13 protein-coding genes are annotated in these 13,341 nt (G+C 44.0%); 4 read left to right on the forward strand and 9 right to left on the reverse strand.

The window, feature by feature from the left end; translation table 11 throughout:
• The first annotated feature begins 38 nt into the window (after positions 1 to 38).
• Entirely contained in the window at positions 39 to 1,487 is a 1,449-nt protein-coding gene (gene pyk / locus EXZ60_RS09935; RefSeq protein WP_017045267.1) for a pyruvate kinase, read from the forward strand.
• Between the two features lie 18 nt (positions 1,488 to 1,505).
• Here pyk and EXZ60_RS09940 read toward each other — a convergent pair whose 3' ends face one another.
• Both EXZ60_RS09940 and EXZ60_RS09945 read right to left on the reverse strand, forming a co-directional pair.
• A complete protein-coding gene (locus EXZ60_RS09940; RefSeq protein ID WP_170898665.1) occupies positions 1,506 to 2,705 on the reverse strand; it encodes a patatin-like phospholipase family protein in 1,200 nt (399 codons plus the stop codon).
• An 18-nt stretch (positions 2,706 to 2,723) separates the two neighbouring features.
• Positions 2,724 to 2,813 carry a YnhF family membrane protein gene (locus EXZ60_RS09945; RefSeq protein WP_094123948.1) on the reverse strand — a complete coding sequence of 30 codons (90 nt, stop codon included), beginning with the start codon at positions 2,811 to 2,813 and terminating at the stop codon, positions 2,724 to 2,726.
• A 134-nt stretch (positions 2,814 to 2,947) separates the two neighbouring features.
• Between EXZ60_RS09945 and EXZ60_RS09950 the strand changes: the two genes are divergently transcribed.
• The 3 genes from EXZ60_RS09950 to EXZ60_RS09960 all read left to right on the forward strand — a co-directional run bounded on the left by EXZ60_RS09950 (position 2,948) and on the right by EXZ60_RS09960 (position 5,565).
• Positions 2,948 to 3,532, forward strand: a complete 585-nt coding sequence (locus tag EXZ60_RS09950; protein WP_277435645.1) for an outer membrane beta-barrel protein — start codon at positions 2,948 to 2,950, stop codon at positions 3,530 to 3,532.
• Between the two features lie 477 nt (positions 3,533 to 4,009).
• A complete protein-coding gene (locus tag EXZ60_RS09955) occupies positions 4,010 to 5,470 on the forward strand; it encodes a sodium-dependent transporter (RefSeq protein ID WP_017045264.1) in 1,461 nt (486 codons plus the stop codon).
• On the forward strand, positions 5,470 to 5,565 hold the full coding sequence (locus EXZ60_RS09960) for a MetS family NSS transporter small subunit (protein WP_010319106.1): 96 nt from the start codon (positions 5,470 to 5,472) through the stop codon (positions 5,563 to 5,565). The genes EXZ60_RS09955 and EXZ60_RS09960 overlap by 1 nt, the downstream gene beginning before the upstream one ends.
• A 360-nt stretch (positions 5,566 to 5,925) precedes the next feature.
• On the opposite strand, the gene ptsG is transcribed toward EXZ60_RS09960, so the two are convergent.
• From ptsG to fabF, 7 genes are all read right to left on the reverse strand, one after another.
• Entirely contained in the window at positions 5,926 to 7,356 is a 1,431-nt protein-coding gene (gene ptsG / locus EXZ60_RS09965; protein WP_013856413.1) for a PTS glucose transporter subunit IIBC, read from the reverse strand.
• A gap of 427 nt (positions 7,357 to 7,783) precedes the next feature.
• A complete protein-coding gene (locus EXZ60_RS09970) occupies positions 7,784 to 8,569 on the reverse strand; it encodes a YchF/TatD family DNA exonuclease (protein ID WP_064625714.1) in 786 nt (261 codons plus the stop codon).
• The gene (gene holB / locus EXZ60_RS09975; protein ID WP_277435646.1) at positions 8,560 to 9,546 is read right to left on the reverse strand and encodes a DNA polymerase III subunit delta'; all 987 of its coding nucleotides are present in this window, start codon (positions 9,544 to 9,546) and stop codon (positions 8,560 to 8,562) included. Before holB ends, EXZ60_RS09970 begins: the two co-directional genes overlap by 10 nt.
• A gap of 9 nt (positions 9,547 to 9,555) precedes the next feature.
• On the reverse strand, positions 9,556 to 10,200 hold the full coding sequence (gene tmk, locus EXZ60_RS09980; RefSeq protein WP_013856410.1) for a dTMP kinase: 645 nt from the start codon (positions 10,198 to 10,200) through the stop codon (positions 9,556 to 9,558).
• On the reverse strand, positions 10,197 to 11,213 hold the full coding sequence (gene mltG, locus EXZ60_RS09985) for an endolytic transglycosylase MltG (protein WP_017049103.1): 1,017 nt from the start codon (positions 11,211 to 11,213) through the stop codon (positions 10,197 to 10,199). The genes tmk and mltG overlap by 4 nt, the downstream gene beginning before the upstream one ends.
• On the reverse strand, positions 11,210 to 12,007 hold the full coding sequence (pabC, locus tag EXZ60_RS09990) for an aminodeoxychorismate lyase (protein WP_170888710.1): 798 nt from the start codon (positions 12,005 to 12,007) through the stop codon (positions 11,210 to 11,212). Before pabC ends, mltG begins: the two co-directional genes overlap by 4 nt.
• A 77-nt stretch (positions 12,008 to 12,084) precedes the next feature.
• Positions 12,085 to 13,329, reverse strand: a complete 1,245-nt coding sequence (fabF, locus tag EXZ60_RS09995; RefSeq protein WP_026028275.1) for a beta-ketoacyl-ACP synthase II — start codon at positions 13,327 to 13,329, stop codon at positions 12,085 to 12,087.
• Positions 13,330 to 13,341: the final 12 nt, after the last annotated feature.

The raw sequence follows: 13,341 nt of genomic DNA on the forward strand, positions 1-13,341 counted from the left end.
ATACTCAATCTAGATTCCCGCCCCATCAGGAGAACACAATGACCGCTGTGTTAAGAAGAACAAAAATCGTGACTACTTTAGGCCCATCAACAGACAAAGGCGAGATATTAGAGGCGATTATCAAAGCTGGCGCAAATGTTGTGCGCATGAATTTTTCACATGGTAGCTCCGAGGACCATAAACTGCGAGCGCAACGAGTAAGAGCTATCGCGGCTAAGTTGGGTCGCCATGTCGCTTTACTTGGTGATTTACAAGGACCAAAAATTAGGGTCTCCACATTTAAAGAAGGAAAAGTCTACTTAAATGAAGGTGACCGATTTGTTCTTGATGCAGAGCTCCCCCCAGGGCAAGGTGACCAAGACTCGGTTGGCATTGACTACAAAAAACTACCACAAGATGTGCAACAGGATGACTTGCTGCTATTGGACGACGGACGAGTACAACTACTCGTCACAGCAGTCGATGGTGCTAAAATACACACCATAGTCACCGTCGGTGGTCCACTTTCAAATAACAAAGGCATCAATAAAAAGGGTGGCGGTTTATCGGCGGAAGCGCTGACCGAAAAAGACAAACGAGACATACTACTCGCCGCCGAAATACAGGTTGAATATCTGGCCATTTCATTTCCTCGCAATGGCGAAGATATGAAATACGCGCGCCGCCTCGCTCGTGATGCAGGCCTTGAGGCCAAGCTCGTGGCGAAAGTGGAACGGGCAGAAACCGTGGCCAGTGATCACAATATTGATGACATCATTATGGCCTCCGATGTGATCATGGTCGCTCGTGGTGACTTGGGGGTAGAAATTGGTGATCCTGAGCTGGTTGGTGTGCAGAAAAAGCTGATCCGCCGCGCTAAGGCACTCAATAGAGTAGTGATCACAGCAACACAAATGATGGAGTCAATGATAGAGAACCCAATGCCAACCCGCGCGGAGGTAATGGATGTTGCCAATGCGGTGCTTGACGGAACCGATGCGGTGATGCTTTCAGGTGAAACTGCTGCTGGTAAATACCCAGTAGAAACGGTTCGTTCGATGGCCGAAGTGTGTGTCGGCGCGGAAAAAATGATCGAAGCTAGCCAACAAAATTATCGAATCGATACTTCGTTTGTGACTGCTGAAGAGACCATCGCGATGTCCACTATCTATGCGGCCAATCACATGGAAGGAATCAAAGCCATGGTGACTCTGACCGAATCAGGAAGAACAGCGCTTATGACCTCACGCTTAAATTCTGTACTGCCTATCTTTGCTATGTCGCCCAATGAACGAAGTTTAAACCGCTGCGCTCTATATCGGGGAGTCACACCCGTCTATTTTGATACCAAAGCAGACACTGGTTTTGATGTGGCCGTTGCAGCTCTCAATACGCTTAAGGAGAAAAAATTGTTAGAGTTCGGTGACTTAGTGATCATCACTCAAGGTGACATTATGGATGTCGAAGGGTCAACCAACTGCATGCGTATCCTGCCGGTCCTTGAATAACCCGTGATCCCCGTTGACTTAATGGTCGCGGGGAAAATAATCCGATGATGCAATACGGGACTGATATGCCGACTGCGCTTGGTTAAATTGGTCGATAAAGCGATAACCCGCCGTCAGTCCCAGCTCATAATCATAAAGCAGATCTTCTTGACTGCTTAAGAGAGATCTTGACCTCAATGGTTCGCTGGGCACAATCTGTAGGATGTAAACATCATCCGGCGGCGCACGCAAAAATTCTTGAGTAAGAGAATAAGTTTGGTAATGCACCATTAACATATCCGCTAACCCCGAATCAAACTTGTCACCAATTAAATGACTCAAGCGATAAATATCATCAGCGCCAAATAACCAGCGTCCACCATTGAGTAGCTCCAAATTCATTTGCTCACGTTTTTGTAGCTTAGAACGTTCTATTTGTTGATGGAGAAGACCACTCCACTCTTGCTTCCAGTAAGACAATTTTTGTCGCCACTGACCTTGAATATTTTGCAAAGGTTCATGTAGCCAATGAGCCTCGTTGTAAGGCTTAGCAGAAGGCAACGGCTTCATCGGTAACCCACTCTCTACCGCGTCGGCATCAGGGCATTCAGTGCGGATTACCGCAACAAAACGGGCACCTCTACGCCATGCCTCCTGAACTGGAATTGATGCCGATACTCCACCATCAATATATAGGTCATCACCCAGCTTGACTTCATGCGGATATAAGCGGGGAATCGCACAGGTGGCAATCAACACCTCTCGCCAGTTACTTTCTAATATCGGGAAATAATGGTCGTGGAGTGAGTGTGCTGAGGTAACAGCAGCATAAGCTTTTCTTTTCGCAAGGACTTGGGCTCCCATATCGACATCCAACCGATAAGGAAATTCCGATATGCGATCTAAAGCCCAATCCAAGTTCATGAACTGCTTACGCCGAACGTAGCTAAATAGATTAAAAAAATTAGCATCCGTGGTGAGTTCTAAAATAAAAGCCTTGCCTAACCCATGCTGACGGCATAGGTAAGCGCACAAATTCAATGCACCTGCAGAGGTGCCATAAAATTCATCAAAGGGGTCAAAATTGGAAAGAAGGAACGCATCTAACACACCTGCGGTAAAAATACCTCTTTGGCCACCACCTTGGGCAACCAATGCATTTTTTCCTCCAATGTACTTTGAGAGCCGATCTAAATCCGCTCTCGTCTCTTTATCAGAGATAGTTCCACTAGTGTTCATCAGCAGAACCCTCGTTGATTAATGGCTGATAGCGATCAAACCAAAACCGACGAGAATAGTAAAGACCGTTGCAGTAATCACTAATGCATATTTTAGATCAAGTTCCATAGCCACCTCCTATCAGATAACAAAGTAATAACATCAGTGTGAAGTATCTTCAAGAATCGGTGGTTTTTCGTGCACAATTATGGAGTTACCATCACAATAACCTAATCGTTAAAAAGTGGCTTAGGTTAATAATTATGCATCAATACAATAAAATCATTCTTATCATCGGAGCTTTATCTGCTCACTATGCACAAGCGCAAGTCATCGTCTCTCCCTTTTTTGGGTATACGCTTGGGGGAGAGGTCGTGGATAAAGCTGGCAATGACTATGATTTAAAAGCTTCCTCTGGTTATGGCCTCGCTATAGAAACTGATTACGAAAAAGGTCGAATTGGTCTGTTTTATGCCACTCAAAACACCGCTGTTGAAACCATTAACGCGGATGCCAACATCCATTACCTCCACTTTCAAAGCAGCATTTATTATCCAACAAGCCAACAATTGACCGCTTATATAGGCCTAGGTATCGGTGGTTCTTATACGGATGTTGACTGGGCTAAAGATAAATATGGTTTTTCTTCAAGCTTGTTTGGGGGTTTTGAGTATGCCTTTACCGATAACATTGCGCTGAATAGCCAAGTGCGTTGGTTAGGTACCTCTGTTGACAACGAAACTTCAGCAACCTGCACACTGCCCTCTTCAGAAACGTGCGTGATTCGTTTTAAATCTGATTGGATCAATCAATTTTCGGCTAATATCGGCCTAACAGTTCGTTTTTAAACCAAGATAAAATTGTGGTGTGATTCACTAGTGAGTGTATGTTTTTCAGTCATACACTCTTCGACAAAAAATAGTTTTATCATTTATATTTTTTAGACAACGAAGTTATAAATTCCATTCTTATTAAAAAATGACGTTCATTCCACCTAGATCCTAATTAATTAACAACTAATACACCATCAAAAAACCAGAGAATAACATTTACAATCTATTGCCTTAACTTAGATTAGTCTGTAGTCTCGAACCCATGCGTAGCTGATTATTTCAGATACAGCAAACACACATCGAACTATTAAGAACAATATTCTGAGTTCTCTGAAAGCTGACAACATATAACACTAACTTTTTGCCAGTTCATGGATGATGGCGCAAATATTCACGGTCTATTTAGTGTACCGATAGTATTCATCGCTCCAACACTGGCTCCGCAGCCGAAGAGAAGCTTCATACCTCAGGGAAGTCGTAAAGGAGTAAACAATGAAGCGAGAACAATGGGGATCCCGTGCAGGGTTCATTCTGGCTGCCGTAGGTTCGGCTATCGGTCTTGGAAACATATGGCGTTTCCCTTATATGGCTTATGAGAATGGGGGTGGTGCATTCTTCATCCCTTACCTTTTCGCCATGATCACAGCGGGTATACCGTTTATGATCCTAGAGTTCAGCATGGGTCAAAAGCATCGCGGTTCAGCACCAGCCACTCTGGCTAAAATTCACGCAAAATTTGAATGGTTAGGTTGGTTCCAAGTAGGGGTTGCCGCTATTATTGCTGTGTATTATGTGGCCGTTATTGGCTGGGCTATTTCCTACTTTGGTATGTCGTTTACACAAAGTTGGGGAACCGATACTAATGCTTTCTTCTTTAGCAACTATTTAGCACTAGGCGATAATTCACCGACCAATCTCGGTAGTATTCAATGGAAAATCGCCATTGCAATGCTGATTGCATGGGCCATTACTTATGCTGCTATCGTCGGTGGAGTGAAATCTGGAATCGAACGCGCTTCAAAAATCATGATGCCAATACTGTTTATCATGGTACTGCTTTTGATTGGCCGCATGATTTTCCTACCAGGTGCATTAGATGGTGTGAACTACATGTTTGAGCCTGACTTTGACAAGATCTGGGATGTGAAGGTTTGGGCTGCTGCTTATGGACAGATTTTCTTCACCCTAAGTATTGGTTTTGCCATCATGCTGGCATATTCCAGCTACCTTCCTGAGAAATCAGACATAACGAATAACGCCTTCATGACAGTATTGATCAACTGTGGTTTCTCAATTCTGGCGGGGATTATGATTTTCTCTGTTCTTGGCTACATGGCTCATGAACAAGGCAAACCGTTGACAGAAGTCGTGTCTGCGGGCGTTGGGCTTGCATTCGTTACGTTACCAGCGGCTATCAACCTATTGCCAGCGCCCTATATTCTTGGGCCAATATTCTTCTTTGCACTTGTTGTTGCAGGCCTAAGCTCACACATATCAATCATTGAAGCCGTCACCTCAGCCGTCATCGATAAGCTAAAATGGAGCCGTAAAAAGGCCGCTAATGTAGTTATCAGCGTAGGGTTTTTGGTTTCAATGGCCTTTGCGACCAACGGTGGCCTGTTGCTACTCGACCTTGTCGACCACTTCGCAAACAACGTGGGTATTATGGCGAGCTGTCTAGTGGAACTTACGCTCATGGCATGGCTATTTAAGATTTCTGACGTACGCAAATACGTGAACAGCATTTCCGATTTCAATATTGGCGTGTGGTTTGATATTTGTCTGCGCTTTATCTCACCTGTGATTTTGGCCATTATTGTCGCCACAAAACTGAACGCTCTATTCACAGAGGGTTACGGTGGTTATGACCTCACCCTAGGATGGGTCATGATCGGGTTACTATTCGCTATAGGCGTAACAATCAATGCAACAAGCCGCAAGGAGTGCAACTAATGACGACAAGTGCAATTATTATGATGATTATTGGTTTGGGCATTACGTGGGGTGGCGCCGCCATCTGCATTAAAAAAGCCATGAACAAACAATAATCCTGTTGATTCTAAAAGCCGATGTCATCATCGGCTTTTTTTATGCCTGTCGACAACCGCTACACCTGCCTCTTGAAGCCAAACCTATTCATGCCACCCAAACCACAGCAAAATTAAACAAGTGATGTGAATAAAGGAATAGAGCGAAATAGCCCTTACTTGATTATCGTTTGAGATAAAGAGAGTTAAGTCAACAAGCCAAGCGTGAGATCCGTCTTATCGCCGCAAGCGGACAACTCACTAATAAATGAGATGGCAATGATCAACTTATAAAAATAGGGGATGGCTGATGAACGAGTTAGCGGCAAAAGAAAAGGAGGCTTTCGCCTCCTTTTTTATAGGGGAATGAAAAGATATGAATTAACCGTGATTACGGATCCACTCATCCATTTCAGTTTTAAGGTTGTCAGACTTAGTACCAAAGATAGCTTGAACGCCACCCGATACAACAACAACACCCGCAGCACCAAGCTGTTTCAATTTCTCTTGGTTTACTGCTTCTGTTTTAGCAACAGAAACACGTAGACGAGTAATACATGCATCTAGGTTAGTGATGTTTTCTTTACCACCAAAGGCCGCAACAAGTTCACCAGCTAACTCACTGCCTGTAGCAGAAGAAGCTTCTTCAGATTCATCTTCACGACCTGGAGTTTTCAGGTTCATCGTACGGATAACGAAAGTAAACACGACATAGTATAGAACTGCATAAGCAATACCTAGACCAACCAATAGCAACATGTTTTCAGCACGAGGAGATTGAACAACAAAGTCAATGAAACCGTTCGAGAACGTGTGACCGTGAACAACACCTAGAGCGTTAGTCAATACATAAGCAAGACCAGCTAGCAAAGCATGAACAACATAAAGTACTGGAGCGATGAATAGGAACGAGAACTCAATAGGTTCTGTGATACCCGTTAGGAATGAAGTCAATGCAGCTGACGCCATGATACCCATTACTTTGGCACGGTTTTCTGGTTTAGCACTGTGTGCAATTGCAATTGCTGCAGCTGGAAGACCGAACATTTTGAATAGGTAGCCACCCGCTAGTTGACCGAAACCGTTACCTGCAGCGCGAGACGCATCATCAGCAGTCAAGAAACAAGTCATGATACCGTGAACGGTCGTACCTGCATTGTTGGTACATGTACCTGCTTCATAGAAGAAAGGCACGTTCCAGATGTGGTGAAGACCAAATGGAATCAATGAACGCTCAACAACACCGTAGATACCAAATGCGGTTACTGGGTTTTGGTTAGCAGCCCAATCAGAGAATGTTGCGATAGCTGAACCTACAGGAGGCCAAATGATAGATAAAACAATACCTAGAGCAATCGCAAGGAAACCCGTAATGATTGGTACTGCACGTTTACCCGCGAAGAAGCCAAGATATTCAGGAAGTTGAATTTTGTAAAAACGATTGAATGCCCAAGCAGCAACACCACCTGCAAGGATACCACCAAGAACGCCTGTCTCGATGTTATCAACACCCATTACGACTGCCATTACTTTTAGCGTCGCAACCATGATGCCATAGCCAACAATTGCTGACAGGCCTGAAACACCATCGTTATTCGTGAAGCCTAATGCTACACCTACTGCAAAGAGTAGTGCCATTTGACCAAAAACCGAACCACCAGCTTGTTCCATTAAATGTGAAACAACTTCTGGTAGCCAGCTAAAGTTCGCTGCACCCACACCAAGCAAAATACCCGCAACTGGTAAAACTGATACTGGAAGCATCAGAGCCTTACCAACTTTCTGCAGGTTTGCAAAAAGGTTTTTAAACATGTTTATGCTCCTGATTAAGTTATTAGAATTGTTTGGGTTCTAACGGCACACCCCCGTAGCCTAAATGTTAGCACCCAATGAAAATGTAACCACATATCGCATTATATTTTTCGCCTCTAAATATATCTTGATGCCACTCAAACTTTCTAGTTAGTAACGAAATTTTGTTTCAAAACAATAGACCGATCACAATGCGGGAGGGTGTAAACACTGCCAATCAATTAATATAACTCCATGTTTTATAATGACATTGTTAACAATACCATTAATTTCACAGAGTGAATAAAATTAGCGCACTTGTTATTTTTAGTAACAAAATTACAATTTTAACTTTCAAGCTTATTTTTTCAACAGATTAAGTAAACAAGGTAATAAGTTGTTAATTATCACGCTAACTTGATAAAAAACGCCGTCTTACAAGCATTTCTCACGACAATTCAACTTTCCGTCGCAAAAAAAGATTTTGGTAATTTTCGGTCGTTTTTTCTTCAATTTCTTTTAATGACAGATTTTTTAGCTGTGCAATATAAGCAGCAACCTCAACAACGTAGGCTGGCTGATTTTGCTGACCACGGTGTGGAACCGGTGCAAGATAAGGGGAATCAGTTTCAATCAGCAAGCGTTCCAAGGGCAGCGCCTTCACAACTTCTTTCAATTCTGTCGCTTGTCTAAACGTGACAATTCCTGAAATAGAAATATAAAAGCCAAGCTCCATAGCGGCTTGTGCAAAGGCAAGATCTTCAGTAAAACAATGGATAACACCACCGCACCTTTCTGCCCCACCATCACGGAGCATTTCAAGAGTATCAGCCCGGGCATTTCGTGTATGAATAATCAAAGGTTTGTTAAGGGCAACGGCGGTTTCAATGTGCTGTGAAAACCGTAACTTCTGTAACTCAGCCGTTTCCGGTTGATAGTGATAATCTAGCCCCGTTTCGCCAATCGCCACCACTTTGGGATGACTCGCGTATTGACGGAAGCGGGTCAATTCAAAATGACTTTCAACGTCAAGTGGATGAACACCACAAGAAGCATGAACATTATCAAAGGGCTGAATAAGCTCTAACATTGGTTCAAAAGAATCCAGCGTTACGCCAACAGAAAGCAATTGCTTAACATTGGCTTGACGAGCTTTTTCTACTACATCAGCAACATCGATATGGAGCGTATCGTAATCAAGTTTATCTAAGTGGCAGTGCGAATCTACAAACATGTTTTCTCATCATTAAAGTTAAATAGCCAATCGCTGATCAGTAGCTCGCTATTGAGCCCACTAAACGTCTTTAGTTCTTCCATTAAACGAGTTAATGCCTTGGTTTGGCGATAAAGTACTGGGTAGCTGATCTGTTTTGCTAATCGAAGGCTAATAGGAAGCTGCTGCTGTTCAACCACGCCAAATTGTACCTTTTGCGTATCGGTCAACATGGTCCACAACCAAGCCAAATATTGGGTAGGCACCTCATTAATCTGCTTCACACAAGCGGAAATATCGGCACTGGCATCGGTTAAGCAATGAGCAATATTTTGCTCAAAAGCCTGATATTTTGCTAACTCTCCCGATTGAATAAACGCCAACGTATTTAGTGGTGAATAACCATTTAAATGCGCCGCATAAGGAGGGACAGGTTGCGATGTCTGTTCACTTAACCAATGCGAGACTTGTTCACTGCTCGGTGGTGTCAGCACCGTTTTTTGACAGCGACTGATAATGGTTGGGAGTAATGGGTTGATACGAGAGGCGACAAGTAAGAAAAAACAATTGCGCCCCGGAGCTTCTAACGTTTTGAGCAGTGCATTCGCTGCTGATTCATTCATGGAATCGGCGGGATTAATAACGATAAAGCGAGCACCAGAAAGCTGCGCCGATTCTTGAGCCAACTTATTGCATTGCCTAATTTGATCAACGGTAATCGCCTTCCCCTCTTTTTCAGGCGAGATCAGATGAAAATCAGGGTGACTACCAGACTTCATCAATTCGCAGCTATGACAAAACCCACACGCTTCTGAATGGCTATGCGAACACATCACTGCTGCACTCAACTTCTCAATGAGCCGTTCAGCGCCCAGCCCTGAGGGAGAAACGAGTAAGCTCGCCGCAGGGAACTGCTGGTTATTGAGGCTGGTTTGCCACTGAAGCCAATAGCCTGCTAACCAAGGATACAGATCATTTATCATTAATTTGTTACTCAATGTTTAGCCCTAGTTTCTCTCTAGCATATTGGTTTCTAGAAACTGGGTTAACGCTGCTTTGATAGAGAATGCCACCGCTTCTATTGTTTGTTCAGCATTAATCACAGCCACGCTTTTATCTTCCTTAGCTAGGGCAAGGTAACGTTCACGCGTGCGCTCAAAAAAACCAATATCCATTTTTTCGATACGATCAAGCTCACCTCGACCTCTGGCTCTTTCTAAACCGATGCTCGGATCTAGGTCCAAATAGAGAGTAAAATCTGGCTTAAAATCACCTAGCGTTACCTTTTTAAGGTTTTGCATCGTTTCTAGCGGAATTTGCCTCCCACCACCTTGGTAGGCTTGAGAGGACATATCATGGCGATCACCAACCACCCACGAACCAGCCGCAAGTGCAGGCTTAATCACATTTTCAACCAATTGAACACGAGCGGCGTACATTAATAGCAGCTCAGTCATATCCTGAAGCACTTCACCGTCATGCTCTTCTTTGACTAAAGCGCGCATTTTTTCTGCTAAAACAGTCCCGCCCGGCTCACGAGTATGAGTGATATTTGTCACGCCGAACTCAATAAGTGTTTCTCTAATGGATTGAATAGCAGTGCTTTTTCCTGCGCCTTCTAAACCTTCTACAACAATAAATTTAGCATTCATGACTGGGTTCTTAACTGTTTTAAATAAGCGCGAACAGCGCGATTATGTTCATTCAATGTTTTAGAAAAAACGTGTCCACCAGAGCCACTGGCAACAAAATACAAATAATTACTCTGCTCTGGGTTTAATGCCGCTTTGATTGAGGCTTCCCCCGCCATCGCAATAGGCGTAGGAGGTAAACCAAAAATAGTATAAGTATTAAATGGCGTCGGTGTTCTTAAGTCTTTTTTACGAAGATTGCCATCATAGGCATCGCCAAGCCCGTAAATGACCGTAGGATCAGTCTGTAGCCGCATCCGTTTATTGAGTCGATTGACAAAAACGGAGGCAATGCGCCCTCGCTCTGAAGCAATAGCCGTTTCCTTTTCAATAATTGACGCCAAAATCAACGCTTCATAAGGCGTTTTAATTGGCAGATTTGGCTGGCGATTGGCCCAATGTTGATCGAGTATTTTCTCAAGACGTCTATTGGCCCTTTTTAGGATCTCAAGATCGGTCGTTCCAAAAGGGAAATGATAAGTCTCCGCTAGAAACAATCCTTCAAGCTTTTGCTGCTCAATGCCTAATTTTTGGGCAATGTCGGCTTCTGCCAAATCAGCTATCGTGTTTGTCACGCCTTCAGTTTGTGCAAGCAGAGCTCGCCACTCATTAAAGCGGCTCCCTTCGACAAAGGTAATAGAGAACTGATGCTCTTTACCGGATATCACGTCACTTAAGAGATCGATCAATCGATCTCCGGGTTGTACTTGGTAAGTTCCCGCCTTAATTTTGGTTATTTCAGGATGCAGACGTCGCACTAACTTGTACATCGAAAAATCCGTTATCCATTTTTTCTCATTCAATAGCGTTAATACGCCATTAAGGCTTGTACCAGATTTTATGGTCACGACTTGCGATGAAGGAAGCGATAGAGGCTGTTCTAAATAAGCATCTACCTGTCGCTCAATGTAGAAATATCCAGCTCCAACGGCGATAATGATCAGTAGTAATACAACGAGGATTCGATTAATCACGAGTTAAAACGCTCCTGAAAATAGCGTGTTATTTTACCAATAGGGAAAATCGTATTTGCAATTGCCGTGACAGGCGCAACGCCTAATAAGGAGTTAGTAATAAATACTTCATCTGCCGACAATAACTCTTCTAATGAGAATGCTCTCACCTCAACCTTGAGATCGGTAGCCGCAGCCAATAATACACGGCGAATAACCCCAGCTACGCCTGCATTATCTAAGCTTGGCGTACATAACCTATCCCCTGACACCCAAAAAATATTTGCAACCGTAGTTTCTATGACATGCTCATTGATGTCTAGCGCGATGCCGTCAGCGTACCCTTTTGCATCCATCTCTGACTTCAATAAAACTTGTTCTAGTCGATTGTTATGTTTGTGACCCGCCAATAATGGCGAGAGTCCCATCCGCTGTTGGCATACACCAAGCTCGATACCATCGGCTATCCACTGACCATAATGGGCTGGATACTCAAAGGTACTGATAGTGACTTGAGAATCGCCAACGTTAGCAGGGCTATAACCCCGACCACCTTGTCCGCGGCTAATATGAATTTTCACACCAGATTTTGCGGTACGAGGAACGATCGTTGAGAGCCAATGTTCAACTTGCCGCCAATCAGGGGCGGGAATAGCTAAACACCGCAAACAAGATTCCATGCGTTCAACGTGCATATCCCAATATTGAAGCTCACCAGCGCAAACGAGAATCGTTGTGAAGCAACCATCCCCATACTGAAAAGAGCGATCAGTAAGAGATAGAGTGTCACTAGGTTGTCCATTTACCCAAAACATCGTGCTTACCCCACAAAAAGAAACGGCTCAATGCTAAGCATCAAGCCGTTCAAACTCAAGTGTCACAACCACAATCATTAGATTTTTTTGAAAATCAACGAGCCGTTTGTACCACCAAAACCAAAAGAGTTACAGATTGCATATTCCATACCTTCCACTTTGCGGGCAGTGTGTGGAACAAGATCAATGCCTAAACCTTCTTCTGGATCATCAAGGTTAATGGTTGGTGGAACAATTTGGTCAACTAATGACATAACGGTGATAATGGCTTCAACAGAACCAGCCGCGCCTAGCAAATGACCAGTCATCGATTTAGTAGAAGAGACAAGAACTTGTTTCGAACCTTCTTCACCTAAAGCGCGCTTAACACCTTTAATTTCCGCAACATCACCAGCTGGAGTCGAAGTACCATGCGCGTTGACGTAACCGATTTGAGTACCTGTTACGCCCGCATCACGCATCGCGGCTTCCATCGCTAACGCACCGCCTGAACCGTCTTCGCTTGGTGAAGTCATGTGATAAGCATCACCAGACATACCAAAGCCAACTAACTCAGCGTAAATCTTCGCACCGCGTGCTTTAGCATGTTCATATTCTTCAAGAACCATAACACCCGCACCATCGCCTAGAACAAAGCCATCACGGCCCTTGTCCCAAGGACGAGACGCTTTTTGCGGTTCATCATTACGCGTAGACAATGCTTTTGCTGCGCCAAAACCCGCCATGCCAAGTGGTGTCGATGCTTTTTCTGCACCACCTGCCACCATCGCATCGGCATCACCGTATGCAATCATACGTGCCGCATGGCCAATGTTATGTAAACCTGTTGTGCATGCGGTAGAAATAGCGATATTTGGACCACGAAGACCACGCATGATAGACAAGTTGCCTGAAACCATGTTGACAATCGTTGAGGGTACAAAGAACGGGCTCACTTTACGTGGGCCTTTTTCTACCAAGGCATGATGGCCAGTTTCAATTAAATCAAGACCACCAATACCAGAGCCGATAGCAACACCGATTCTTGGGGCATTTTCTGGAGTTACTGTGATACCAGAATCATTAAGTGCTTGGATACCCGCCGCAATACCGTACTGGATAAAGAGATCCATCTTACGGGCATCTTTTTTAGACATATACTCTTCGCAGTTAAAGTCTTTGACTAGACCTGCAAAACGAGTTGAAAAATTGGTGGTATCAAAATGTTCGATATTAACGATACCGCTTTGACCAGCTAGCAGGGCTTTCCAAGAAGATTCTACAGTGTTGCCTACCGGTGACAACATACCCATGCCAGTGACAACGACACGACGCTTGGACACGATCATATTCTC

This window comes from Vibrio sp. 1151_11 (assembly GCF_029478525.1).
Classification (GTDB): domain Bacteria; phylum Pseudomonadota; class Gammaproteobacteria; order Enterobacterales; family Vibrionaceae; genus Vibrio; species Vibrio anguillarum.